The following is a 24,770-nucleotide window of genomic DNA, read 5'->3' as shown; positions in this document are numbered from 1 at the left end:
TTCTATCGGTTTAAGAACTGCTTAAAGTTTCGAGCAATACGGACGCTCACATATAACGCAATACAGGCAAATAACAACACCCCAAACACCACATACTTTAAGTTGCTCATATCCGCACGGTAAAACTGCTGAATTTGCTCAGGCGTATAACGCAATGTTTTAACATCTTGTGTACGTGTATCGAGATAACTGACTTGCTGAATGTAATTAAATTGCCCTGCTTTGAGTAGTTCAATTGACTGAATTTGGCGGGTATGTTGTTCGTTGTAGTCATCTACACAAATGTCGGTTAAATAATGATTACAGCTGAGTTTGGCGATATAACCCTGATTGGCCACATGCAAATAAATATGATCATCGGGTGCTTTATTGTTTGAAAGTAGAACCAGAGTTTGATCGGGACGAGAGTTCATTTTAAAACTTTGTGCTGAGGCAAAAGTTTGCTCGGCTTGTAAAATTTCTTTGGTTTTTGCAAAGCAGGTCAGAAACAACGCAAAGGTGGTTAGGAAAATAATCAGTGCGAAGAACATCCGAAAGATGGTTTTAAAAGTGAATTGCATAGGAGATCAAACTTGGCCAAAGGGAAAGTTCACGCATAAAAAACATGCATATGCGCTATGTTAATTCATCATCAGGAGAAATGTTAAAAAAATTATTTTTTTCGGGCGTTGATGTGAAAAATGATTAAAATATTTCGAGCATCAATGTGTATGAAATGAATTTTTATTCCATAGATAAGCACTGAAAGCCGCCATCTCCCCAACCGCCCAATTTGGAAGTTCAATGGGAAATTATTTTTTTCTACAAGTTTTTACCGTTATTTTTGCATTATCCATTGCAACGACTATTTTCAATAAACGTATTTTAGGTTTTCCCCAAGCCATTGGCGTCCCCATCGTTTCTGCCATTTTTGTCTTTATTTTACAGTGGGGCGCGAGCCTGTTGAGTGGTAATCAGTTTATTACCATCAATATTCATAACATTGAAGAAGCGGTTCGTCACATTGATTTTTATGACTTTTTAATCAATGGCGTGATTTGCTTCATTTTGACCTCTTCTGCACTGAAGTTCAAAGTCTCAGATTTACGTAGTTATTGGAAGCCGATCAGCATTTTAGCCAGTATTGCGTTGGTACTGTGCGCCGTGTTCTTTGGGGTGGTGCTCTACGGTTATCAGTTCATTATTGGGCAGCATGTCGATTTATTGGTGCTTTTGCTGTTGGGGGCTGCATTGGGTGCAACGGACCCGATTGGGATCAAAGGCGTGCTCAGTTCTGTACGCGCACCGCATCACTTAATGGTCAAGCTCGAAGGCGAATCACTGTTTAATGATGCCATGTGTATTGCCTTATTCATGACGCTCTTAAACGTCTTACAAGGTGAAAACTTTACCGTCATGGGCGTGTTGCAGACCTTACTCTATGAAATTTTTGTCGCCGTCATTATTGGTTGGGCCTTTGGTTTAGGGATATTGCGACTACTACGTGGTAAGCACGAAATGGAGTCTCTCATTTTGACCACCGCACTCTTGGCCTGCGGTTCGTACTTGGTTGCACTGTTTGCACATGCTTCAGCACCGATTGCTTGCGTCATCGGTGGTTTAATTGTGGGGAACAAGTGGAAAGAAATTTTACAAGAGCGCGAGATACGGGAAGTAAACCATTTTTGGCATACGGTTGAAGGGATTATTAACTCGTTCTTATTCACCTTAATTGGCTTGGAACTGTTTATTTTAGATCTCAGCTTTGGTCTGATTTTTGGCGGCATCGTCGCGTTTATTATTCTGCATGCTTCACGTTTTGCAGCGAACTATTTATCTTTTGCCTTTTTTCCCTCTTTCCGTAAGAAAAGCTATAACGGAAGTTTGGCGATTTTGTCATGGGGTGGAGTGCGTGGAGGGATCTCCTTAGCACTGATCTTAGCGGTAGCCAACGTGCCTGAGTTAAGTGAATATAGCAGTATTTTGATTGGTTATACTTTTATCGCCGTGTTGCTTTCAGGCATGGTCTGTGGCCTAGGATTACCTGCTGTGATGAATGCGTTTTACTACAATCCGAATGAGGAAAAGACAGGTTTTAAAGGCTGGTATCAACGTCTGTGTAATAAAATGAACCGTAAAGGCTTTAAGTATATTATTGGTGAAGATGCACAGGGTTTTGAGACGATTACTGTCTATCAGCCTGAAGCATTGATTGATGTTAAAGCAGATGACGGCATTGCTGCGGTGCATAACCCTGAGCGAGTTCAGGAAGTGAAACGTCTGGAAAGTCCTGATAATTTTTAGTGATTTGCTCAATCAAGAAGCCCCTGTATTGGGGCTTTTTAGAATGAATGAGCTGGTTTATTTGAATCATATAACGATGTCATTATGGAATACTTAGAATAGGGCACATTTGAAATGGCAGAATCGATAGTCAAAGAACTAGCCCCGATGATTTTTCAGGTGATCGCTCAGATTCCTTATGGGCGGGTAGCCAGTTATGGACAAATTGCACGTTTAGCAGGCATTCCCAAACATTCGCGTTTAGTGGGCTATGTACTAAAACATATGGATGTAGACAGTAGTTTGCCTTGGTATCGGGTAATCAACTCACAAGGAAAAATTAGCCTAAGTAAGCTGAATGATCAGGGACAGAACATTCAAGCACAGTTACTTCTGGCGGAAGGTATTTTAGTGATTGGGAACAAAGTGAAAATGAAAGAGTTCCAGTGGAATATTTAAAATAGAAATGCTCTACCTCCGTGGAAGTAGAGCACTCAATGTATTACTGACGAACAACTAAAACAGGAATGTGCGCTTCACCTAAAACACTTTGTGCAACACTGCCTAGGAATAAACGTTTTAAACCTGTACGACCATGAGAGCCTATGACAATCAGGTCTGCTTTAGATGTTTCAGCTTCTCTGATAATTTCACGGTGCACCACCTGACCTTCCAGTAGTTTTGCTTCAACAGGAATACCCAGATCGCTAAATTTAGCTGCTGCTTCCTCAAGTGTTTTCAAAACTGAAGTACGCGCACGTTCAATTAAGTCATTGGTTTGAGTTGCAGAAATGTATTCAGCTGCAATGTAAGGGTCAAGTGCAAGTACTTGAACGACTGTAATTTTGCCGCCAAATGCTTTTGCAAGTTCAGCGGCTTGCGCAACTGCTGCATATGAAGTTTCGGAACCGTCTACAGGGACTAAAATGTTTTGGTATGCCATGGTTGTTTCTCCTTATTATCAACTGATTATACGTGCAGATTTCTGTTCTAATGTATCACGGATTAAATACAGCTTATATCTTGATAATAGCTGTATTTTTTAAAGAATAAAACCTAGTAAATTCATATGGATATTTGCATATGAAATGCTAATTTCTCACTTCTAAATTAGCACAAAAGCGTGTGAATAATAATCAATTTAACACTAAAGTTGAATGTAAATGTAGCGTTTAAGAAACATAGGCTTTGCCTAAAAAATAGCTTATATTTATGAATAGCTTACTACTTTATAAATACGATGACAGATACGAATCAACTGAATTGGCAACGGACAAATTTAGACAATGTTGAAATGTTTGTTAAGCTATTTTAAATTTTTCGAATGGTTATATTTCAAGAATAATAAGTGGTTGAATTTTAATGATAATGATAGAAAATACAACAATATATTTTAGTAACTTATTAGATGTTAAGCATTAGGTAGCTAAATATTTACCAACTAAGGCAACTCATGATTTTAGATTTTCTCAGAAAACCACTTACAGTCGTAGATTTTTTAGTCTTACTATTATTGTCACCAGTAATTATTAGTATTGTGATCTTTATTGCCATAATTTTAGAACCTAGTGATATTCCAAGTATAAAAGATCAGCCTTACGAGTGTGGGAGATTTGGTGATCAACAAATGAAGATCGATCGAAATTATCTATTTTTTGCAAGAGTTGAATACCAAGATGTGAACTATTGGGGCAAGAATGTTAGAGAACAGCATAATATCAAAGGATGCGATGATCAGATTCAAAATGCTAGTTTTGACGTCAAATGGCCTGAAATGGAGCCATCAGATGGATTTCAGTGGGATTCAAAAAATGTAAATAACATCACAGTAGCACTCAATCAGCGGACTATATGGCTAGAAGAACAAGAGAACAAAGGCTTTTTTGATTCAATTGCTAGTTTAAAACTCTACCTAAGAGATATAGCAACACATGAAGAGATGAGCGCAAAAGAGATCAATGAAAAAAAAGTATTTAACCTAAATCTTGGGCTTTACCAAATAGATGTTAGAGGAATTGGGCGGGTTTCTCAAAGGGTTTTTTGGCAAGAAATTGAGGGGAAAGGAGTGGGTGCCATCATTAATTGCCATTACTTTCAAAGTGAAAATACAAGTTGTGAATTAAGTTATCACGTACCAAATTATGGATTCAATACGAGCTATGTAACGATCTATTTTCATGCAGAATTGCTTCCGCATTGGCAAGAAATACAACAAGATTCTTTTAAAATGATCGATTCTTTTCGGGTGAGGGTATAACAAGAAGAATGAGATGCTATCTTACAACAGACGTTTAATTCAGGTGTTCAATGAGTTGAGTAACATCATCCGTCTGTAACTGCTCACGCATCTTTAAAAACAGCTTTTCATCTAAGTCATAGAGCTTCAGTGCAAGCAGTTTTTCTATATCTGTTTCAGGAAAGCGATACTTAATAATCTTGGCAGGTACTCCACCCACAACTGCATAGGGTGGAACATCTTTGGTCACGACAGCACCCGTTGCCACCACTGCACCTTCACCGAGTGTTACACCCTGCATAATCATGGCACGAGAGCCAATCCAGCAGCCATCTCCAATGATGGTATCACCTGCGGGAATAAAACTACGTGTATCAAAAGGAAAAGCCGAAATCCAGTCAGTACGATGCAGTTGGTTACCACCCATCATAATCACGCATTCCGCACCAAAACAAACAAAATTCCCAATATAGAGTTGATCAATTGGTTTATCTACTGTCGAAGCTTTATCATGCAAATAACGCACAACACAGCGCTCAAAACCCTGATCCCAATATGCTGAATAGTAGGAATAATTCCCTTTAATGTGAATGTTGGGGTTGTTCACGGTTTTAGAAATGAACTCAAACTCACACCAGTGTTTGACAGGGGAATTGATCGAATCAGACATATATTGTAAGCGCGAAGACAAAGATAGAAGTCAGTATTATTCTATCTGAGTCGGCACAAAATAATAAGCTTAATAGCCTTAGTAAATGATCTAGTGCATATTCTTATTCTAATGAACACCAAATTTCACAAAAAATTGACCTGAGAGTCGTCTCTAATTTGGACACTTCAAATGGGCTATAACAACTCAATTTCGTATAAGCTCTATTATGTTAAATGGGGCTGTTTTAACAGACTTTATTGTTTTTATTCGATATAATTTTTAATCTATTATTTTAACTAGACCAACGATCAAAATGAAATTATTACTTATCACTGGAATTATTTTAAGCCTTAATTCATTAGCATGGTCAGCATTACCAGAAAATAATCAAATTTCTCCAGATCTCAAAACTCAACTCAGTGATAAAATATTAACTGAATCTGAAATCATGAAGGGTGCTGATCAGACTCAAGGACTGTATCAATATTGCATTCAAGATACTGTAAGTAAACTTAAGCTTATGTATCCTAATGCCGATCAAGCAATGGTAATAGATATCGTAAATGGTGCTTGTATATATCCTGAAGATCGCTTTAATCTTTATAGTATATTATTAGCTTCTGCTAGCATGAAAAAACCAATTTCAGAGAAAGAAGCAGCGGTATTTATAGAACAAAATTATCTTAAAGATGGTCGTAATAAAGCGAATGCTACTCAGCGTGAGAAAATTTATAAAAACCTAGGTTTATTGAAGTAAATGATTCCCGAAAGGCTTATTCAGGATTCACACTACTAACTAAATTTATTAGCTACTCTAAAATTAATATAACGCACGTTATACGTAATTCTTGATATTTTTATATAAACATCAAAATCTTAGTCGAAGACGTTCTAGGGTTCAGTACACTGGAACGGCCTTTTAGTAAATTTTCACGTTCCACGATCAATAAATAATCAAATTTCTACGGTTTTATGTAGTCTAATTTAACCCTAAAACAGAAAAAAATGTCCTGCCGAATTAAGAATAGATGTTCAAGTAATTATTGATTTTGCCATCTAGACAGAAGTATATGCTATGCCATCTTAGTGCATTGAATGTTAAGGCAATTTTAAATGAATTAAGCGAGTTGCCTGTGTATGCTGAATTTGTGCAGAAGGGTAGCTAAAATAACGCGCAGTGATTGCAGCTCCAGATAAATCCTCCATTACAACATAACCCAAGGCTTGTAGGGCCCGATGCAAATATTGGGGTGAAAATGCTCCCACAAGAGGTTCTTTTAATAAACGGGTAAATTGAGCAATTGCAAAACTGCCAACACGTTCGATGCCTGATAACTCACGATAATCAATAGAATAATCAAAAACCACTTCACTATTTCTATGTGCCAGTGAAGCAACATTTTTCAAAGTGACCAAAGTTGTTTCTGGGGTTAAATAATGTGTGGTTCCTAACCATGAAAAAAAGGTGGCTTGCGTCGTATCAAATGCATGACGTAATAGCGCGTCAGACAAATTTTCATTTTCAAAGTCAATGCTGACAAACTCAACATTGGCTGGGATTATCCCGAGTTTATTTAACTTATGGCGCTTAATTTTTTGTGTGTCGGCATGATCCACTTCAAATATTTTGAGTTCTGGGTAGTCTTGTGCTACACGTAAAACAAAGGAATCTAAGCCTGCACCAACCAACACATACTGACGTATTTCTCCAAGGTTTAAAGCCTCAAGCAAAAGGTCTTCAGCATAGCGTGAGCGGCCAACCACTTGTGCCGTCAAGCGGCCCAAAGAGTAATGGCATGCATTTGAATTGAGAACTTTTTGACAAAGTGGATTGGACAGTAGCATGCGCCAACGGGCATTGGTCATCTCAAACGCAAATGCATCTGAAAACACAGGGTTATTTGTATGTCTATAATGATGGGCCCTTAATGCAGCTGCGGCTTCTGCGGTACGACTGACACGTCCAGCTTTCATGTGACTTTCACTTCAATTTTTCTTTTCTAATACCTTAAATCAATGAAAAAAGTTAACAATGATGATTTAAATCAATATAAATGGAAGTTTTTGCGAGTTGAATACTCTCAAGTTATTAAACGACAAACTGTAATCAATCAACTTGATTATCCCATATACCATATTTGGGGCCATACAGTTGTGTATAGCGATATTCATACATTGTTTCATGTGATTGTTCACAATAATAAATGGTGTCTAGTTTTCTTACTTCTTTACATCGTGAGCTATTTTTAGATGCATCACATTGGGTTTCAGTATATTCATAAAATTTATTGGTGCTTTCACATTGATTTTGTTTTAAATAAGTTTGAAAGTTTCGATAAGTTAATGATGACATTTGTGCCCATAATCCTAAAAATAATATGGGGGCAATAAAAGCAAAAGAAGAGATTATACTTTCTGACAAATCATCGGGTCTTTTTTTATTTTGGCTATGAAAAAAGATACTATAGATACAAAAGCACAAAAATAGTCCAATCCCGAAAGTGACTAAACCCTCTCTGAACATCGTAAAGTAGACTGCTGGTGGAAATAACAGAAAAAGAAGCAGTGTTGAATTAAAAAGTGATTTTATTTTCATTATTATAAAATAGCTTATAAAAAAGGGCTGAATGATCAGCCCTAGATTTTATCAAAAAAAGTGATACAAAGTGAATTAGATATATGCAACTTTTACAATTTCGTATTCAACTTCACCCTGAGGGGTTTGAATTTTTGCTTCGTCGCCTTCACTTTTGCCCAAAAGGCCACGTGCGATAGGAGAGTTCACTGAAATTTTATTGATTTTAAAATCAGCTTCGTCGTCACCAACGATCATATAGGTCTTTTGTTCTTCGGTGTCTAAGTTTTCGATAGTGACTGTCACCCCAAAAACCACACGACCGTTTTGTTCAAGTTCTTTTACATCGATAACTTGAGCCGCACCCAATTTACCTTCGATGTCTTGAACACGACCTTCACAGAAACCTTGTTGCTCACGCGCAGCATGGTATTCCGCATTTTCTTTTAAATCCCCGTGCTCACGTGCTTCAGCAATTGCCGCAATAATACGTGGACGTTCAATACTTTTTAATTGATGTAATTCTTTCTCTAAGGCTAATTTGCCTTGGGGAGTCATAGGATAACGTTGCATTGTTGTCCCTCAAGTCTGTGAGTGTAAAAAATATAGGTTTATAAATGAAAAAAGCCCGCCACCGAGAGGTGACGGGACTTCTCGGTAAACGAATTAACCTACAGTTTGTAAATCTTGCAAACGGTATACATCCATTGGCAATTGAATCGCAAAAGCTTGGCATACAGCATCAGCACCGTTCAAGGTCGTAGTGTTATACACTTTTGCTTGAAGCGCTGAACGACGAATCGAGAACGAATCTTGTTGAGCTTGTTTGCCTTCAGTTGTATTGATAATGAGGTGAACTTCACCATTTTTCAAGCGGTCCACGATATTAGGACGGCCTTCAGTGACTTTATTTACACGTTCACACTCAATACCCGCAGCTTTAATGAACTCATAAGTACCGCCAGTCGCAAGTACTTTGAAGCCAAAGCCTACCAGTTGCTTCGCAATACCAACAGCACGAGGCTTGTCTGAATCACGCACAGAGATAAATGCATGCTTCACTTCGCCTTCTGTAGGAAGACCCGGTACGCGTTCATTCGAGCCTAACACAGCTTTGTAGAATGCTTCACCAAATGTTTTACCTACACCCATTACTTCGCCTGTAGATTTCATCTCAGGGCCAAGAATAGGGTCAACACCCGGGAACTTGTTGAACGGGAACACCGCTTCTTTTACAGAGAAGTGAGTCGGGATGATTTCTTTAGTGAATCCTTGAGATTCTAAAGACTGACCCGCCATACAACGCGCAGCAACTTTCGCTAAAGACTCACCGATACATTTAGAAACGAATGGCACAGTACGAGACGCACGTGGGTTCACTTCTAGGATGTAAACGTCTTCGCCTTTCACAGCAAACTGTACATTCATCAAACCAACAACGCCAAGCTCTTTCGCCATAGCAACGGTTTGACGACGCATTTCGTCTTGGATTTCAACTGAGAGTGAGTATGGTGGAATCGAACATGCTGAGTCACCTGAGTGAATCCCTGCTTGTTCAATGTGCTGCATAATACCGCCAATCACAACGTCTTTACCGTCAGATACACAGTCTACGTCAACTTCGATCGCATCATCTAAGAAACGGTCAAGAAGAACTGGCGCTTCATTTGATGCTTGTACCGCATCACGTAAGTAGCGTTTAAGCTCTTCGTCGTTGTATACGATTTCCATCGCACGACCACCGAGTACATAAGAAGGACGCACCACCAGTGGGTAGCCTACTTTCGATGCTTCAGCCATACCTTCTTCAGCAGATTTTACAATGCTGTTGTTTGGCTGGCGAAGTTGAAGACGTTGAATCATTTGTTGGAAACGTTCACGGTCTTCTGCGCGGTCAATCGCATCTGGTGATGTACCGATAATTGGCGCACCTGCTTCTTCTAAAGCACGAGCCAATTTAAGCGGAGTCTGACCACCATACTGAACGATAATGCCTTTTGGCTTTTCAGTACGAACGATTTCAAGTACATCTTCCAAAGTGATTGGTTCGAAGTACAAGCGATCTGAAGTGTCGTAATCTGTTGAAACTGTTTCAGGGTTACAGTTCACCATGATGGTTTCGTAGCCATCTTCACGCATTGCAAGTGCCGCGTGCACACAGCAGTAATCGAATTCGATACCTTGACCAATACGGTTCGGACCACCACCGATCACCATAATCTTATCTTTATCAGATGGGTTTGATTCACACTCATCATCGTAAGTTGAATACATGTATGCAGTGTCAGATTCGAACTCTGCTGCACAGGTATCCACACGTTTGTAAACTGGCGTTACGCCCAAGTTCCAACGGTGCTTACGGAATTGTTTTTGTGAAATACCCATCAAGTTCGCGATGCGAAGGTCAGATAAACCTTTACGTTTGAATGAACGGATGTTGTCTGCGTTTAGATCACCAAAACCTAAAGTTTTGATTTCATTTTCAGTTTTGATGATGTCTTCGATTTGGATCAAGAACCATTTATCGATTTTCGTCGCTTGGAACACGTCTTCTAAGGTGAAACCATGACGGAATGCGTCAGCCACATACCAAATACGCTCTGGACCCGGAACTTTAAGTTCAACCAAGATCTTTTCTTTCGCGCCTTCAGTTCCTACTGCGATTTTTTCATCAAAACCACACGCACTCACTTCAAGACCACGAAGTGCTTTGTTTACAGACTCTTGGAAGTTACGACCAATGGCCATTACTTCACCCACAGATTTCATCTGTGTGGTCAGTGTTGCATCTGCTTGTGGGAATTTTTCGAAGTTGAAACGTGGAATTTTTGTTACCACGTAGTCAATTGCAGGTTCGAACGAAGCAGGAGTCGTTCCGCCCGTGATGTCATTTTTTAATTCATCAAGGGTATAACCGACAGCCAATTTCGCGGCGATTTTTGCAATCGGGAAACCTGTTGCTTTTGATGCAAGGGCAGATGAGCGCGATACACGCGGGTTCATCTCGATGATCACCATACGGCCAGTATCTGGGCAAATACCGAACTGAACGTTAGAACCACCTGTTTCTACACCAATTTCACGAAGAACTGCTAAAGATGCATTACGCATCAATTGATATTCTTTGTCTGTTAATGTTTGCGCAGGCGCAACAGTGATTGAGTCACCTGTGTGCACGCCCATTGGGTCAAAGTTTTCGATCGCACAAACGATAATACAGTTGTCGTTTTTGTCACGAACAACTTCCATCTCGTATTCTTTCCAACCAATTAAAGATTCATCAATCAATAATTGTTTGGTTGGAGAAAGATCGAAACCGCGTTCACAGATTTCAAGGAATTCTTCTTTGTTATAAGCGATACCGCCACCTGAACCACCCATCGTGAATGACGGACGGATAATCACAGGGAAGCCGAAGCGCGCTTGAATCTCTAAAGCTTCTTCCATGTTTTCAGCAATCGCAGCTTTTGGACATTCAAGACCAATTTTACGCATTGCTTCATCAAACAGTTTACGGTCTTCAGCTTTTTCAATCGCTTCTTTGGTTGCACCAATCAATTCAACATTGTATTTTTCTAAAATACCGTTGGCATCCAGTGCAAGCGCACAGTTCAATGCTGTTTGACCACCCATTGTTGGAAGGACAGCATCTGGACGCTCTTTTTCAATGATTTGAGCAACAGTCTGCCAAGTGATTGGCTCGATATATGTTGCGTCTGCCATCGCAGGGTCGGTCATAATGGTAGCTGGGTTAGAGTTCACCAAAATAACACGGTAGCCTTCTTCACGAAGAGCTTTACACGCTTGCGCACCTGAGTAGTCAAACTCACATGCCTGTCCGATGACAATCGGACCTGCACCAATAATTAAGATACTTTTAATGTCTGTACGTTTAGCCATGATCGCTTCCTTAATTACTTCTTAGATGCTTCGATAAGTTCGATGAAATGATCGAACAATGGTGCGCAGTCATGCGGACCAGGGCTTGCTTCAGGGTGACCTTGGAAGCTGAACGCTGGTTTGTCTGTACGATGAATCCCTTGAAGAGTTTGATCGAACAAAGACTTGTGCGTAGCTTTCAAGTTTGCAGGAAGTGTTTCTGCATCCACTGCGAAGCCGTGGTTTTGAGAAGTAATCATCACTGTGCCTGTTTCCATGTTTTGAACAGGGTGGTTAGCACCGTGGTGACCATGCGGCATTTTCACTGTTTTTGCACCTGAGGCAAGTGCAAGAATTTGGTGACCCAAGCAAATACCAAAGACGGGTAGGTTGCGAGCGTCTTCTACAATTGTTTTTACAGCTTCAATTGCGTAGTCACATGCAGCTGGATCGCCAGGGCCGTTCGATAAGAACACGCCATCCGGATTCAATGCAAGCACGTCAGCAGCAGGAGTTTGTGCAGGCACGACAGTGAGTTTACAACCGCGGTCTGCAAGCATACGTAAGATGTTGGTTTTGACACCGTAGTCGTATGCAACAACATGGAATTTAAGTTCAGGTTGTGTGAAGCCTTTGCCTAATACCCAAGAACCTTCTGTCCATTCGAAACCAGTTGGGTCACAGCATTCTTTAGCTAGGTCTAAACCATTTAAACCACCAAATGCGCGTGCTTTTTCTAAAGCCTGCTCTTCAGTAATATTTTCACCAGCAAGGATGCAACCATTTTGCGCACCTTTGTCACGCAAAATACGGGTTAATTTACGCGTATCAATATCTGCAATTGCGACAACATTATGTTCTTTTAAGTATTCGCCTAAAGATTGCGTTGATCGGAAGTTGCTATGCAATAAAGGTAGGTCACGAATAATTAATCCGTTGGCCCATACTTTGTGAATTCGACCTGACTCAGCGTCTTCATCATTACAACCTGTGTTACCGATATGAGGGTAAGTTAAAGTCACAAGTTGCTGTGCATAACTCGGGTCAGTCAAAATTTCTTGATAGCCAGTCATGGCAGTGTTGAAAACGACTTCACCAGTCGTACTACCCGATGCACCAATAGACGTTCCTTTAAAGATCGTACCATCGGCAAGGGCTAAAATTGCTGGGGTGCTCAAACCAAAGCTCCTGAAATTTAGGCTGTAAAAAAGCGAGTAGACGAAAAAAAAGGAAGGCTATCTAAAAACCTACCCTCCCTATGTCTGCTCGCTTGAACTTAACATGGCACTATACGCAACTTCACTAACAAAGTCCATGCCAATAAGATGGAATTAACAAGATAAAGTGCTTTTATTTTGTAGCAGGAGCTGTTTCTAAGTTTTGCAAAGAAAAATGTAACAACAAATAATTGTCTAACAAATCAAAATCTAAATTTTATCGAATCACGCTAAGCTGTCGCTGTGTATATAACAACAGGAATAAGATCATGACTGAACAAGACAAAGCGACTAAACCAAAGCCAGCGTTGAAAGAAGTCGTTGCAGAAAGCACTGAAAAGCTTGAGCAAGTGGCGAAAGAAGCGACAGAGCAGGTCACTGAAGCGGTAGTTGAAAGTAAAGAAAAGCTTGAGGCTGAAGCGAAGCAGTTGAATGCCAGTGTGCAAGAGCAACTCCGCCAGTTTAAACAAGATCTTTTACTGCGCTTAGAAACCATTAAAGGGCAGTTATCGAACTCTCAAAAAGACTTAACTGAACTAAAAGAGTTTGTTAAAACTGAGTTTACGGCCGTTTTAGATGACTTGACCAAACTAGGTAAAGAGTTAAAAGGTGATGTCAGCGAAATTTCAGTAAAACATAAAGATCAGTTGACTGAAACGTTTAAACGTTCAAAAGAACACACCTTAGATGCGTGGAATAAAGTTTCAAACAAATAATCTAGCTGTACGAGGCTCAAGATTAAGTGCATAAAAAAGTGAGGTCATAGCCTCACTTTTTTATTGATCTGGTTTGTTTATCTGGATTAAAACTGATGCAACCAATCACGTTTATTGTGAAAGTCAGCTTGTTGGCCACTATGCTGCATGGCATAGAACTGTTGACCTTGTGAGGTATTCAACACCGCGGATAAACCCAGATATAGGTCAGCCCATTTCAGTTTGTGTTGCAGCATAAATTCAGTCAGATCAATGCTGACATTTAAACCATAGTGAGTACGCTTCAATTGATTGAGTTCAATATCGTAAGCGACCTGTGGCGGCATATCTTCAGGATAACGATATTCCTCAAACTGATAGGCCTGCCAAGCTTGCGAAGGGGAGAGATTGATCTCGCGATAATAATCTTCGCCTTTTACCCCGATAAAGACTTCAAAACAGGTGTTTTCCCATAAAAAGTCTTGACGAGGATTTGCATTCACGACTTCAGGCCAGTGCATGTACAAATTGGGATCGCGTAACCAAAAGCCGATATTGAGAGCATATGGGCTTTGTTGTTCAATCGCACCAACAAGCGAAATAGCTTGAAAGCGACGATCAAATGCACTGAGTTCGTAACTTGCCATAAAAAACTACAATTATTTTGCTGCGTGAGCGAAACGAACTAAATTAGACAATTTGGCATTTTGTTTCGCCGCTTTTTTGTAAAGCAACGCAATTTTACCAATGGTCTGTACAATTTCTGCACCTGTAGTTGAGGCAATTTCTGCAATGATTGCAGCGCGCTCTTCACGGTCTTCACCCGCGACTTTGACTTTAATCAATTCGTGGTCGTTTAAAGCACGTAAAATTTCTTCAACGACATTTTCAGTCAGACCTGAACCGCCAAGCATTACCACAGGGTTTAAAGCATGACCGATTTGACGCAAACGCTTGCGTTCCTGAATGGATAAAGTCGCCATAAAGATAACCTAATTTTAAAAACGGCTTAGTATAACAAACTGCGAAATTAAACGCTTTATATTCTGTGGAAATAATCGATTTAGATAATAGAAAAAAACAACTAAAACCCAAGATTTGGATACAGATGTATACTGCAAGCCTAGAGAATTTAACGTACAATTAAGTTTAAGAAATTTTAATGTTTTAGAGAGATATGGCAACACGCATTACCAACCAAAAGTTATCCAAAAGTAGCCGTGCGTGGATGAGAGAGCACCTTGATGATCATTTTGTGAAAAAAGCGCAAAAAGAAGGTTATCGAGCACGTGCAGCTTATAAGTTACTTGAAATTCAAGAAAAATATAACATCATTCGTCCTGGCATGACCGTGGTTGACTTGGGGGCTGCACCTGGAAGTTGGTCACAAATTGCAGGAAAGCTGGTCGGTGATCGAGGATTGGTGGTTGCATCTGACATTTTGGAAATGGATGCACTCCCAGATGTGACCTTCTTGCAAGGTGACTTCCGTGAGCAAGAAGTATTCGATAAATTGTTAAATATTTTAGATGGACGTAAAGTAGACGTTGTAATTTCAGATATGGCCCCCAATACTTCAGGTAACAAGGCTGTAGATCAACCTCGCCAGATTTACCTCTGTGAATTGGCCATCGATTTTGCTACGAAAGTGCTCGGTCCAAATGGTCAATTTGTTGTAAAGGTATTCCAAGGTACAGGCTTTGACGAGTTCCGTAAGCAAGTAGTCGACAACTTTGATGTGTTAAAGACAGTAAAACCTGCTGCATCACGTGCCCGATCTAAGGAAGTATTCTTAGTTGGGCAAGGCCGTAAGAAGGCTTTCAAATAAAGTTTACTTGCCAAGTCGTTAAAAATTGTGCATTTTGTACCTTTTTATTATTTTGCGAAGCTGATCTTCAGCAGAAACTTTAAGGTCACCCGATAGGGCATGATCAAATTAGATTGATATGGGAATAAAGCTTTGAGCGATCTCTTCAAGAATGCCATATTGTGGCTAGTGATACTGGGCGTACTGATCCTTATTTTCAGTAATGTCAGTAGCAATGAAAAGCCGACAGCGATGAATTATTCAGAGTTTGTTGCTGCGGTGAATGCTGGTCAAATTAAGCAAGTGACAATTGATGGCGAACGAATTCATGGCCAAAAATCAAACGGTTCAGAGTTTGAAAGTATTCGTCCTGCGGTTCAAGACCCAGAGCTTATGCCTAATCTGATTAAAAATAACGTTGTCGTTGAAGGTACTGCACCTGCACGTCAAGGTTTATTGATGCAACTTTTGATCGCAAGCTTCCCTGTACTTTTAATCATTTTGTTATTCATGTTCTTTATGCGCAACATGGGTGGCGGAGCAGGTGGTAAAAACGGTCCAATGAGTTTTGGTAAGTCAAAAGCAAAAATGTTGGCAGAAGACCAAATTAAAGTGACTTTTACCGATGTCGCTGGCTGTGATGAAGCAAAGCAAGAAGTTGTAGAAATTGTTGATTTCTTAAAAGACCCTTCAAAATTTAAACGTTTAGGTGCAACGATTCCTAAAGGCGTGTTAATGGTGGGTCCACCGGGTACAGGTAAAACTTTACTTGCAAAAGCAATTGCAGGCGAAGCGAAAGTACCATTCTTTAGTATTTCTGGTTCTGACTTTGTTGAAATGTTCGTTGGTGTGGGCGCGTCTCGTGTCCGTGACATGTTTGAACAAGCGAAACGCCATGCACCATGTATCATCTTTATTGATGAGATTGATGCTGTGGGTCGTCATCGTGGTTCAGGTACAGGTGGTGGTCACGATGAGCGTGAGCAAACCTTGAACCAAATGTTGGTGGAAATGGACGGCTTTGAAGGTAATGAAGGTATTATCGTCATTGCTGCGACAAACCGTGCCGATGTACTGGATAAAGCTTTACTCCGTCCAGGTCGTTTTGACCGCCAAGTAATGGTTGGTCTGCCAGACATTAAAGGTCGTGAGCAAATTTTAAATGTTCACATGAAAAAATTACCTTCAGTGACTGGTGTCGATGTACAGGTGCTTGCACGTGGTACGCCGGGCTTCTCAGGTGCACAATTGGCGAATCTTGTGAACGAAGCTGCATTATTTGCTGCGCGTCGTAACAAGAACACTGTCGATATGCATGATTTTGAAGATGCAAAAGACAAGTTGTACATGGGCCCTGAACGTAAGTCGATGGTGATTCGTGAAGAAGAGCGTCGTGCAACCGCGTACCATGAAGCTGGTCATGCGATTGTGGCTGAAATTCTACCGGGTACAGACCCTGTACACAAAGTGACCATTATGCCGCGTGGTTGGGCGTTGGGCGTAACATGGCAGTTGCCTGAACATGACCAAACCAGCCACTATAAAGACAAAATGTTGAATGAACTTTCAATTTTGTTTGGTGGTCGTATTGCTGAAGAAATCTTTATCAACCAAATGTCGACAGGTGCTTCAAACGACTTTGAACGCGCAACTAAAATGGCACGTGCGATGGTGACTAAGTACGGTATGTCTGACAAACTTGGTGTAATGGTGTATGAAGATGATTCTCAGCAATCATTCATGGGCAGCATTGGTAGTCGTACGATTTCTGAAGCAACGCAGCAGCAAGTAGATGCTGAAGTTCGCCGTATCATCGATGAGCAATACCATGTAGCACGCAATATCTTGGAAAACAATAAAGATATTGCTCATGCGATGGTGAAAGCTTTGATGGAATGGGAAACGATTGATCGAGAGCAAATTCGTGACATTATGGAAGGTCGTGAGCCACAACCACCAAAAGTGTATGTTGCAGAAAATCCTGTGATTGATGTAACTCCAACAGATGGTCCAAGCACACCGCCACCATTACCATCAGCAACTTAATTTTTAAAAGTTAAAATAAAAAACCACCTTCGGGTGGTTTTTTATTGCGCGACTATTCACTACTGATGAAGAAAAATAAGCGCGTAAAAGTGGGGAACGCGTTAAGATAACGCGAGTTGAACTGGAGAATATCACATGCAATTGATGGCTTTGCCAAAGAAAATCCTACGTTGTGGAGAGCTATCACTGGATCTGTCTGTACCGCATGTGATGGGTATTTTAAATGTGACGCCAGACTCGTTCAGTGATGGCGGTAAACATAATGGCAAACTACAAGCGATTGCACATGCTCAGCAAATGATTGCCGATGGAGCGACAGTCATCGATATTGGTGGTGAATCGACGCGTCCAGGTGCATCTTTGGTTGAGGTTGACGAAGAGATTCGTCGTGTCGTTCCAGTGGTGGAAGCTTTGGCTGAACTTGATGTAGTCATTTCGATTGATACCTCTCAACCTGAAGTGATTCAAGCAGCGGTCGCAGCAGGTGCGCATATCTGGAATGATGTACGAGCATTAACACGTCCGAATGCTTTAGAGACGGCAGCTGAACTGAATATTCCAGTGATCATCATGCATATGCGTGGTGAACCGACCACCATGAATGGTTTAGATCAATATGATAATGTCACTCTAGATGTGATGACTGAGCTTTCCCAGCGCGTGGCGGATGCACTCAAGGCTGGTGTCAAAGCTGAAAATATCATGATTGATCCGGGTTTTGGCTTTGCTAAAAATGCAAAGCAGAACCTTAAGCTTTTAAAAGAATTCCATCAGCTGAATCAGCTCGGGTATCCTATCTTGTCCGCATTGTCACGGAAACGCTTTATTGGCGAAGCTTTAGGCGGGGCCGATGCAGGGCAACGGGCCGTGGGTTCTGTAGCGGGACATTTGTTGAGTATTCAACAAGGCGCGTGTATGGTGCGCGCCCATGATGTTAAAGCCATGAGTGATGCGATCAAGGTTTGGCAAGCGATGAATATGGCTTAATGGGGCGGCGGAATGCGGAGCTAATGATTTAATTTGAAAATTTGATCTATATCAGATTGTTAGACTGTCAGCATCTTCAGATGCTGCTTTTTTATTTGGCGATTTGTTTGGTTTATGTTATACAGACTCGTTTTTTAAGTTTCTCATTTTGAGTGCCTGTATGTTTGCAGATTTACTTCTCCCTATGTTTGATGATGAATATTATCCCGATATTCTTGTTGCTGAAGTGAAGCAGCATGTCGAGACTTTTGCTAAAAAAATTGTAAAAGCAAAATCTGAGGGTGATATTTATCAATATGCCAATGCCACAGTGGCTGAAATTAATGAAATGAAGCCGCATTTTGAAGATCTGGATTCATCATTAGATGACTCTGCTGCTGATTTTATTGCTGAAGCGATGATGATGGTGGTACAAGATGCTGGGTTTATGGATATTGAAATGGAAGAATTGGTGGTGAACAGAGAGTGGTGAGTCACTCTCTCATTTCAAGTTCTGTTGGTTTTGCTTTAGAAGCTGAGATTGCTGTTATAACTCATCTAAAAGATCGGTGAGATGACAACTTTGGTTCAAATGTTCATCTCCAATCGCATCGACTGTCATCACGTATTCGCCTTCGACCATTTCAGCATTTGCACTGAGATTCAGCCAAAATTTTGGATGCTTTTTCATGAGCTCACGAATATGTTGCTCATCTTTAGTATGATTAAAGCTTAATTTAAAATGAGCATCTACTGATTTACACGCATGTAAATAGAGTTGACGGTCTTTTTCAATAATTGTGCCTGCAAACAAGTCATAAAAGGTATCGCTATCTGTTTGCTGTGAGGTGGGGTTTGCATGGCTGACGTTTGCAAAAACTAGGCTCAGGATGATAATGAAGGTATTCTTTTTCATATTGTGATTGTTATGTGCTTCGATGCATAAATTATAGACATAAAAAAACCAGCATATCGCTGGATTTTTTTATTGCACCATCTTAATTAGCTTAAGAATGGTGCCCGAGGCCAGACTCGAACTGGCACGCTTTGTGGGCGGGGGATTTTAAATCCCCTGTGTCTACCGATTTCACCACTCGGGCATGAGCGCAATAATAGAGGACGAAATAAAAGTTGGCAAGTCTATTTGTGATTATTTGCTTTCTTTTCAATCAATTCAGCGGTTTATGTTTAAAAAATAGCAAAATTATCTGTCTGCACTTGTTCAGGCGTCATAAAAATGTCATCGACTTGAGATATGGATGTCATCTTTTTCGCATAAATTTCAAGTCCATATCGTCTTTAGGCAATCCACATGACAAAAAAAATGAACCGCCGAGAACTTATTCAAAAAACTTTGGCAGGATTTGGTGCTTTATCTTTACCTATTTCACTGACCGCTTGTGGTGATGACGCCGATTCAAACACACAGCCCACTACGCAAGTGCAGTTTTTGCATGGGGTTGCCAGTGGTGATCCTTTACAAACTCAAGTTATCATTTGGACACGCGTAACACCATCGGATAGCAGTGCGCGTTTAGAGGTGCTGTGGGAAGTGGCAAAAGATGCAGACTTTAAACACATTACAGCAACAGGAAAGGTGCTGACTACAGCTGCACAAGATTTTACGGTGAAAGTGGATGTGACGGGACTTGCTGCGGGGCAAGTTTATTTCTACCGTTTTAAATCGGCGTCGACATATTCAATCACAGGGCAAACCAAAACTTTGGCAACGCAAGTACAGTCGGTACAGTTTGCCGTATGCTCATGTTCAAATTATCCAGCGGGTTATTTCCATGTTTATAAAGAAATTGCAAAACAGGATGTGGATGTTGTGATTCATTTGGGGGATTACATTTACGAATATGGTATGGGCGGATATGCAACGGAAGAGGCTGTAGAGATGGGGCGTGCACTGGCGGATGATAATAGCTTAGAAATTATTCGCTTAGATGACTATCGCAAACGTTATGCTTTATACCGACTAGATGCAGATTTGCAGGCCGCGCATCAACGTCATCCTTTTATTGTGATTTGGGATGACCATGAGCTCGCAAATGATACATGGGAAAAGGGTGCTGAAAATCATCAGTCAGATACTGAAGGCGATTTCCTTGAACGTAAACTTGCGGCACTGGCGGCCTATTTTGAGTGGATGCCAATCCGTCCGCTTTCTGAAAAAGATCATTTGAATATTTATCGCCAGTTTAACTTTGGTAATTTAGTGCAGTTGAATATGTTGGATACGCGTATTCTAGCGCGGAGTAAACAGTTAGATTATGCAGATTATTTAACCGCATCGGGTTTGGATGCTGTGCGCTTTACTACAGATATGCAAGACCCAAATCGAACGTTACTGGGGTTGAATCAACGCGCATGGTTAACACAGCAACTTGCGAGCTCTAAAGCCATATGGCAAGTTTTGGGTCAGCAGGTGTTGATGAGCAAAATGCTTGTTCCAGCCGAGATGTTACAAGTGCTCAGTGCAATCAGTAGCGGCGCGGTGACTCCAGATGTTTTGGCGCAGGTGAATCAACTCATTAAAGAATTGGTGGAAATAAAACTTCGTTACTTAAATCATGATCCATCTTTAACAGTAGAGCAGTTGTCTCGTATTAAAACTGTGGTTCCTTACAATTTAGATGCATGGGATGGTTATGCGGTTGAAAGGGAGACGCTGTACGGCACACTGCAGTATTTAAATAAAAAAGTCGTGGTCTTGGCTGGTGATACACATAATGCATGGGCATCGGACTTACACGATTTAACAGGGCAATTTGTGGGTGTGGAGTTAGCGACAAGTTCAGTTTCCTCGCCAGGTATGGAAAAGTATTTGTCTATTCCAATGCGACAACTCCAAGAGTTTGAGTTTGCTTTTACAACCTTGATTGATGAGCTGAGTTATTGCAATTTAAATCAGCGCGGTTATTTGAAAGTCCGTTTTACCGCAGAGCAGGTGCAAGCGGATTGGATTTTCGTAGATAGTATTAAGCACAAAGAATACATCGTTGACGAAACTCGCTCGCATCAAGTGATATTAGACTCGACATTATTGCCAGTCAGTGCATTAAAACAAACGGCATAAAATGACCTTAGAAAAACCGAGCATCATTGCTCGGTTTTTTATAATTTTTCATCGATATAACTGTCGAGATCGATGTGCTTAATCTGCTTACAGTAAGCATGCTCATACTTCAGCAGTTGCACATATAAATCTGCTTCATGCCCCAGCTGGGTTTTCCGTGCCTGATAATCTTCAGATTGATGGGAGCTAAAGCGCAACTGGAATCGAGATTTGACCGTTTGCTTATAGGCCCAAAAACAGACACGTCTAAGTTGTTGTAACTGATGATGTTCAACCGACTGGCTGTGGTCTCGAAATAAATTTTCTTTATAGAAGCGCACAAAACCAAAGTTCACACCAAAATAAAACAAGACCCACATCAGCAAACTGCTTTCAAGGAACATCAGATTTAGTCCACTTAAAAGAATCACTGCAGCGAGTTTGATGGGCGCATGGCGTTGCAGTTGATACAAGGAGTTTGATGAATGTTTAATTTGCTTAATGACAAAGGGTAAGACCCACATCAGCACCAATAAAATACTAATAATGGCATAACTGTGACTTTGCAGCGGATCAAGATTCTCCAAGTGAGTTAAGTAAAAATCTTTTAGAATTAAGCTGATTGGAATAAAAATCATCACCGCCAAAACCCACGGAATAATTTCACGTTGGTCATCTAAAATACCGCGTGTTTTGATTTGACTATAAAGCAAGTAATTACGTTTAAATGCGGCAGGGTAGCGGGTCTCTAATTGTTGCAGTAACAGTTGAACTTGTTTGGATTGCATCGTCAAAAAAGAGCGTATGAGAAAAATAGCCTTTACTATAGTAGATTTGGAAGGGGATGGCTCAAAAAAATACGTGAAACAGGATATTCACAGAGAAAAGCACAACAATTTCGCTTTTTCACTCTGAATTATGCGAAAATGTCGGATTCAATTTTTTTGTCTAAGGGCAGTTCATGACTGATCATTCTCCTGAATCTTTAAGTGATATCGAAATTTTAGACATCTTGCAGTCTATGAAAGACGATGAGCTTGATACAGAGGCAAAAGAAGAGATTCGTAAAGGCGGTAAAGCAGGTCGTCAAGAAGCACATAAACTTGCGATTGTGGCTTTGAACCAATCTTTTGAAAGTAAATTTGTTGAAGCTGTAGCTTTGGCATTGGGCCTAAATGAAGGTCAAGCCAAAAAAATTCGCTATAAGAAAGACCGTATTCGTATTTTAAAAGTACGTGGGATTGATTACATGGCGATTGATGGTGCGGAAACAGCACAAGTCTTGTCACAAGTTGCACAAGCCATTGTACGGGAAGATGCGACAGTGACCCATGATTTGCACAACATCTTCCCATTTTGGAAAGAAGGCTGGCCAATGGTTCAGTTTGACAGCGCATATAAAATTTTATCTGAAGATATTAGCATTCACTATCAAGCGACTTTAGATAAATTGCTTGAATTGTATGGTCGTTAAGATCGCAGTATCAAAGCACCTTCGGGTGCTTTTTTATGGGCTTCTATTTAACTATGAAAAATCCAAGCCAGTAATAAGCTGATGGGCCAAATAAACAGTCGCCACCATGTAATCAGTGGATCCCAAAAATATTGTCCAAAAGACAGAGTCTCGTTAAAGCTTCGTTGCCCACGTTCATAAGCATAAGGAGTAACTCTCCATGCTAAAATCAGCAAAACAATCGCACTTACGATCAGCAGCGTGTGGCTGTATTGGGCAAAATAATAATAAATCAGATAAAGCGCAGAATAAAAGAAAGTACATGCCAAAACAGCGGGCAATGAAAAAGACATAAACTTGACTCTATTGTATTGTTATATCAAGGCATTATAAATGAAAATACCCGATGTATCACATCGGGTATTTATCGGTTGTTGAGCTTAAGGTTCGTTATAGCTCAGTGTGGGTATTTGATTAACCCAGCGTTGAGTAAAGTGGGAAAATACCAAAGATCATCGCTGTAACCAGCATCACTAAACAAGTAATCACTGCCCACTTGATGGTAAATTCTTGGTGTTCACCAAAGTTAATTCCTGCCAACCCACAGAGTAAGTAGGTTGATGGAACCAATGGAGACAGTAAGTGTACAGGTTGACCAACAATCGATGCACGAGCCATTTCCACAGGAGTGATACCATAGTGTCCGGCGGCTTCAGAGAGTACAGGCAGTACACCAAAGTAGAAGGCATCGTTCGACATAAAGAAGGTCAGTGGCATACTAATCACAGCCGTGATTGGTGCTAAATACGGCCCCATACTTTCTGGAATAATGGCAACCAATTCTTGAGACATGGCTTCAACCATACCTGTGCCGGACAAAATACCAGTAAAAATACCTGCCGCGAAGATAATCCCGACTACAGCTAAGGCACTGGCAGAGTGGTTACCAACCAAACGCTTTTGCATGTCTAAATCAGGATAGTTCACCACCAAGGCAATACACAGCGCTACCATGAATAGAATAGCCGCAGGTAAAATACCCATCACTAAGCAGACCATCAAGACCAAAGTCAGTAGTGCATTAAACCATCTTAAGTGGGCACGGTTGGCTTCAGGTTCTTGCGAAATCTGAATGCTGTCACCATGGCTAATATCTAATTCCACAATACCAATGCGTTTACGCTCCATACGGCCATACATAAAGCCGAGGAAGTATAACCAACCAATTGCAACCAGCATTGGTAAAATCATCGGAACAAAAACATCGTTTGGATCGACATGCAATGCCGTTGCAGCACGTGCGGTTGGTCCACCCCATGGCGTTAAGTTCATGATGCCGCTCGCAAGCATCATCAGACAAGCCATAATTAAAGGACTCATACCAATACGCTTATACAGCGGTAGCATTGCGGCAACACAGATCATATAAGTGGTTGAACCGTCACCATCCAAGGAAACAATTAAAGTCAGTGTAATGGTGCCGAGGGTCACTTTTAAAGGATCGCCTTTAACCTGCTTTAAAATCCATTTTACTGAAGGGTCGAATAAACCCGTGTCGATCATAATTGCAAAATAAAGGATTGCGAAAAGGAGCATTACGCCCGTAGGAGCGAGCTTTTTAATGCCTTCCATCATCATATTGCCAAGTTCAGCAATATCAAATCCAGCAAGGTTGTCAACAAAGAGACTTAAAACATAAGTAAGTAATGCAAAAATGATAGGGATTAAAGTTAAAGCAACAAGAGCGCTCAGTCGTTTGGACATGATTAAGTACATGAAGCACATAATCATGCCTAAACCTAAAATGGTCAGCATGGATCAATCCTTTGAACGTGTTAAGTCTGTTTATTCATCAAGTGACAGCGATAGTATGCAATTCAGCATGATTTTTAAATGCTCTTAAACATATGTGATTTTTCGT

General features: G+C 40.6%; 24 protein-coding genes and 1 tRNA gene. 11 read left to right on the top strand and 14 right to left on the bottom strand.

Translation table 11 applies throughout. The features are described 5' to 3' along the window. Positions 1–2: 2 nt before the first annotated feature. Entirely contained in the window at positions 3–560 is a 558-nt protein-coding gene (locus KVY11_RS11630) for a hypothetical protein (RefSeq protein WP_114836763.1), read from the bottom strand. Between the two features lie 223 nt (positions 561–783). Between KVY11_RS11630 and KVY11_RS11625 the strand changes: the two genes are divergently transcribed. After that, the gene (locus KVY11_RS11625; RefSeq protein ID WP_218289023.1) at positions 784–2,283 is read left to right on the top strand and encodes a sodium:proton antiporter; all 1,500 of its coding nucleotides are present in this window, start codon (positions 784–786) and stop codon (positions 2,281–2,283) included. A gap of 114 nt (positions 2,284–2,397) precedes the next feature. Continuing rightward, on the top strand, positions 2,398–2,721 hold the full coding sequence (locus KVY11_RS11620) for an MGMT family protein (RefSeq protein WP_218289022.1): 324 nt from the start codon (positions 2,398–2,400) through the stop codon (positions 2,719–2,721). A 43-nt stretch (positions 2,722–2,764) separates the two neighbouring features. Here the strand turns inward: KVY11_RS11620 and KVY11_RS11615 are convergent, their stop codons facing one another. After that, the gene (locus KVY11_RS11615) at positions 2,765–3,205 is read right to left on the bottom strand and encodes a universal stress protein (protein ID WP_004982711.1); all 441 of its coding nucleotides are present in this window, start codon (positions 3,203–3,205) and stop codon (positions 2,765–2,767) included. 510 nt (positions 3,206–3,715) lie between these two features. Here KVY11_RS11615 and KVY11_RS11610 point away from each other — a divergent pair. Then, positions 3,716–4,519 (top strand): hypothetical protein, encoded by an 804-nt coding sequence (locus tag KVY11_RS11610; protein WP_218289021.1) that lies wholly within the window; start codon positions 3,716–3,718, stop codon positions 4,517–4,519. Between the two features lie 34 nt (positions 4,520–4,553). Here the strand turns inward: KVY11_RS11610 and KVY11_RS11605 are convergent, their stop codons facing one another. Then, a complete protein-coding gene (locus KVY11_RS11605) occupies positions 4,554–5,168 on the bottom strand; it encodes a CatB-related O-acetyltransferase (protein WP_218289020.1) in 615 nt (204 codons plus the stop codon). A gap of 295 nt (positions 5,169–5,463) precedes the next feature. Here KVY11_RS11605 and KVY11_RS11600 point away from each other — a divergent pair, with 295 nt between their 5' ends. Next, positions 5,464–5,907 (top strand): hypothetical protein, encoded by a 444-nt coding sequence (locus tag KVY11_RS11600; protein ID WP_218289019.1) that lies wholly within the window; start codon positions 5,464–5,466, stop codon positions 5,905–5,907. 341 nt (positions 5,908–6,248) lie between these two features. On the opposite strand, the gene KVY11_RS11595 is transcribed toward KVY11_RS11600, so the two are convergent. The 4 genes from KVY11_RS11595 to carA form a co-directional block, all read right to left on the bottom strand. Continuing rightward, positions 6,249–7,124: a class I SAM-dependent methyltransferase gene (locus KVY11_RS11595; protein WP_218289018.1), complete on the bottom strand. Its 876-nt coding sequence runs from the start codon at positions 7,122–7,124 to the stop codon at positions 6,249–6,251. Between the two features lie 697 nt (positions 7,125–7,821). Then, entirely contained in the window at positions 7,822–8,298 is a 477-nt protein-coding gene (greA, locus tag KVY11_RS11590) for a transcription elongation factor GreA (RefSeq protein WP_005400425.1), read from the bottom strand. 93 nt (positions 8,299–8,391) lie between these two features. Beyond that, positions 8,392–11,625 carry a carbamoyl-phosphate synthase large subunit gene (carB, locus tag KVY11_RS11585; protein ID WP_218289017.1) on the bottom strand — a complete coding sequence of 1,078 codons (3,234 nt, stop codon included), beginning with the start codon at positions 11,623–11,625 and terminating at the stop codon, positions 8,392–8,394. Positions 11,626–11,639: 14 nt separating this feature from the next. Continuing rightward, positions 11,640–12,782 carry a glutamine-hydrolyzing carbamoyl-phosphate synthase small subunit gene (gene carA / locus KVY11_RS11580; protein WP_004695603.1) on the bottom strand — a complete coding sequence of 381 codons (1,143 nt, stop codon included), beginning with the start codon at positions 12,780–12,782 and terminating at the stop codon, positions 11,640–11,642. Positions 12,783–13,090: 308 nt separating this feature from the next. Here carA and KVY11_RS11575 point away from each other — a divergent pair, with 308 nt between their 5' ends. Further along, complete coding sequence (locus KVY11_RS11575) at positions 13,091–13,537, top strand: hypothetical protein (RefSeq protein ID WP_218289016.1); 447 nt, start codon at positions 13,091–13,093, stop codon at positions 13,535–13,537. 86 nt (positions 13,538–13,623) lie between these two features. Here KVY11_RS11575 and KVY11_RS11570 read toward each other — a convergent pair whose 3' ends face one another. Both KVY11_RS11570 and yhbY read right to left on the bottom strand, forming a co-directional pair. Next, complete coding sequence (locus KVY11_RS11570; RefSeq protein WP_004695605.1) at positions 13,624–14,163, bottom strand: DOMON-like domain-containing protein; 540 nt, start codon at positions 14,161–14,163, stop codon at positions 13,624–13,626. A 12-nt stretch (positions 14,164–14,175) separates the two neighbouring features. Beyond that, on the bottom strand, positions 14,176–14,499 hold the full coding sequence (yhbY, locus tag KVY11_RS11565) for a ribosome assembly RNA-binding protein YhbY (protein ID WP_004695606.1): 324 nt from the start codon (positions 14,497–14,499) through the stop codon (positions 14,176–14,178). 194 nt (positions 14,500–14,693) lie between these two features. Between yhbY and rlmE the strand changes: the two genes are divergently transcribed. From rlmE to KVY11_RS11545, 4 genes are all read left to right on the top strand, one after another. Next, positions 14,694–15,344, top strand: a complete 651-nt coding sequence (gene rlmE, locus KVY11_RS11560; protein ID WP_004695608.1) for a 23S rRNA (uridine(2552)-2'-O)-methyltransferase RlmE — start codon at positions 14,694–14,696, stop codon at positions 15,342–15,344. A 132-nt stretch (positions 15,345–15,476) separates the two neighbouring features. Further along, entirely contained in the window at positions 15,477–17,369 is a 1,893-nt protein-coding gene (gene ftsH / locus KVY11_RS11555; protein WP_005400430.1) for an ATP-dependent zinc metalloprotease FtsH, read from the top strand. Positions 17,370–17,504: 135 nt separating this feature from the next. Beyond that, positions 17,505–18,356: a dihydropteroate synthase gene (gene folP, locus KVY11_RS11550; RefSeq protein WP_218289015.1), complete on the top strand. Its 852-nt coding sequence runs from the start codon at positions 17,505–17,507 to the stop codon at positions 18,354–18,356. A gap of 160 nt (positions 18,357–18,516) precedes the next feature. Further along, positions 18,517–18,828 carry a DUF5713 family protein gene (locus KVY11_RS11545; RefSeq protein ID WP_004982696.1) on the top strand — a complete coding sequence of 104 codons (312 nt, stop codon included), beginning with the start codon at positions 18,517–18,519 and terminating at the stop codon, positions 18,826–18,828. A 54-nt stretch (positions 18,829–18,882) separates the two neighbouring features. On the opposite strand, the gene KVY11_RS11540 is transcribed toward KVY11_RS11545, so the two are convergent. After that, the gene (locus KVY11_RS11540; RefSeq protein ID WP_218289014.1) at positions 18,883–19,251 is read right to left on the bottom strand and encodes a hypothetical protein; all 369 of its coding nucleotides are present in this window, start codon (positions 19,249–19,251) and stop codon (positions 18,883–18,885) included. Between the two features lie 98 nt (positions 19,252–19,349). Next, positions 19,350–19,435: transfer RNA gene (locus KVY11_RS11535), tRNA-Leu, on the bottom strand. A 212-nt stretch (positions 19,436–19,647) separates the two neighbouring features. Between KVY11_RS11535 and KVY11_RS11530 the strand changes: the two genes are divergently transcribed. Continuing rightward, entirely contained in the window at positions 19,648–21,417 is a 1,770-nt protein-coding gene (locus KVY11_RS11530; protein WP_218289013.1) for an alkaline phosphatase, read from the top strand. Between the two features lie 38 nt (positions 21,418–21,455). On the opposite strand, the gene KVY11_RS11525 is transcribed toward KVY11_RS11530, so the two are convergent. Beyond that, entirely contained in the window at positions 21,456–22,184 is a 729-nt protein-coding gene (locus KVY11_RS11525; RefSeq protein WP_218289012.1) for a hypothetical protein, read from the bottom strand. 173 nt (positions 22,185–22,357) lie between these two features. Here KVY11_RS11525 and KVY11_RS11520 point away from each other — a divergent pair, with 173 nt between their 5' ends. Further along, positions 22,358–22,870: a hypothetical protein gene (locus tag KVY11_RS11520; protein WP_004982687.1), complete on the top strand. Its 513-nt coding sequence runs from the start codon at positions 22,358–22,360 to the stop codon at positions 22,868–22,870. 47 nt (positions 22,871–22,917) lie between these two features. On the opposite strand, the gene KVY11_RS11515 is transcribed toward KVY11_RS11520, so the two are convergent. Next, positions 22,918–23,202, bottom strand: coding sequence for a hypothetical protein (locus KVY11_RS11515; protein ID WP_218289011.1), 285 nt, complete (start codon positions 23,200–23,202; stop codon positions 22,918–22,920). A gap of 121 nt (positions 23,203–23,323) precedes the next feature. Beyond that, positions 23,324–24,664 (bottom strand): CitMHS family transporter, encoded by a 1,341-nt coding sequence (locus tag KVY11_RS11510; protein ID WP_125279981.1) that lies wholly within the window; start codon positions 24,662–24,664, stop codon positions 23,324–23,326. Between the last annotated feature and the right edge of the window lie 106 nt (positions 24,665–24,770).

It is taken from the genome of Acinetobacter sp. CWB-G5, assembly GCF_019209785.1.
Taxonomy (GTDB): Bacteria; Pseudomonadota; Gammaproteobacteria; order Pseudomonadales; family Moraxellaceae; genus Acinetobacter; species Acinetobacter johnsonii.
This window is presented reverse-complemented; position numbering and strand designations above follow the sequence as displayed.

Excerpts from the sequence above, each read along its gene's own strand:
- KVY11_RS11615 (WP_004982711.1), bottom strand. The coding sequence starts at position 3,205 with ATGGCATACCAAAACATTTTAGTCCCTGTAGACGGTTCCGAAACTTCA.
- KVY11_RS11630 (WP_114836763.1), bottom strand. The coding sequence starts at position 560 with ATGCAATTCACTTTTAAAACCATCTTTCGGATGTTCTTCGCACTGATT.
- greA (WP_005400425.1), bottom strand. The coding sequence starts at position 8,298 with ATGCAACGTTATCCTATGACTCCCCAAGGCAAATTAGCCTTAGAGAAA.
- KVY11_RS11510 (WP_125279981.1), bottom strand. The coding sequence starts at position 24,664 with ATGCTGACCATTTTAGGTTTAGGCATGATTATGTGCTTCATGTACTTA.
- yhbY (WP_004695606.1), bottom strand. The coding sequence starts at position 14,499 with ATGGCGACTTTATCCATTCAGGAACGCAAGCGTTTGCGTCAAATCGGT.
- KVY11_RS11525 (WP_218289012.1), bottom strand. The coding sequence starts at position 22,184 with ATGCAATCCAAACAAGTTCAACTGTTACTGCAACAATTAGAGACCCGC.
- rlmE (WP_004695608.1), top strand. The coding sequence starts at position 14,694 with ATGGCAACACGCATTACCAACCAAAAGTTATCCAAAAGTAGCCGTGCG.
- KVY11_RS11625 (WP_218289023.1), top strand. The coding sequence starts at position 784 with ATGGGAAATTATTTTTTTCTACAAGTTTTTACCGTTATTTTTGCATTA.
- carB (WP_218289017.1), bottom strand. The coding sequence starts at position 11,625 with ATGGCTAAACGTACAGACATTAAAAGTATCTTAATTATTGGTGCAGGT.
- KVY11_RS11600 (WP_218289019.1), top strand. The coding sequence starts at position 5,464 with ATGAAATTATTACTTATCACTGGAATTATTTTAAGCCTTAATTCATTA.
- KVY11_RS11620 (WP_218289022.1), top strand. The coding sequence starts at position 2,398 with ATGGCAGAATCGATAGTCAAAGAACTAGCCCCGATGATTTTTCAGGTG.
- KVY11_RS11540 (WP_218289014.1), bottom strand. The coding sequence starts at position 19,251 with ATGAAAAAGAATACCTTCATTATCATCCTGAGCCTAGTTTTTGCAAAC.
- KVY11_RS11610 (WP_218289021.1), top strand. The coding sequence starts at position 3,716 with ATGATTTTAGATTTTCTCAGAAAACCACTTACAGTCGTAGATTTTTTA.
- KVY11_RS11605 (WP_218289020.1), bottom strand. The coding sequence starts at position 5,168 with ATGTCTGATTCGATCAATTCCCCTGTCAAACACTGGTGTGAGTTTGAG.
- KVY11_RS11545 (WP_004982696.1), top strand. The coding sequence starts at position 18,517 with ATGTTTGCAGATTTACTTCTCCCTATGTTTGATGATGAATATTATCCC.
- KVY11_RS11575 (WP_218289016.1), top strand. The coding sequence starts at position 13,091 with ATGACTGAACAAGACAAAGCGACTAAACCAAAGCCAGCGTTGAAAGAA.
- folP (WP_218289015.1), top strand. The coding sequence starts at position 17,505 with ATGCAATTGATGGCTTTGCCAAAGAAAATCCTACGTTGTGGAGAGCTA.
- KVY11_RS11520 (WP_004982687.1), top strand. The coding sequence starts at position 22,358 with ATGACTGATCATTCTCCTGAATCTTTAAGTGATATCGAAATTTTAGAC.
- KVY11_RS11515 (WP_218289011.1), bottom strand. The coding sequence starts at position 23,202 with ATGTCTTTTTCATTGCCCGCTGTTTTGGCATGTACTTTCTTTTATTCT.
- KVY11_RS11595 (WP_218289018.1), bottom strand. The coding sequence starts at position 7,124 with ATGAAAGCTGGACGTGTCAGTCGTACCGCAGAAGCCGCAGCTGCATTA.
- KVY11_RS11530 (WP_218289013.1), top strand. The coding sequence starts at position 19,648 with ATGACAAAAAAAATGAACCGCCGAGAACTTATTCAAAAAACTTTGGCA.
- KVY11_RS11570 (WP_004695605.1), bottom strand. The coding sequence starts at position 14,163 with ATGGCAAGTTACGAACTCAGTGCATTTGATCGTCGCTTTCAAGCTATT.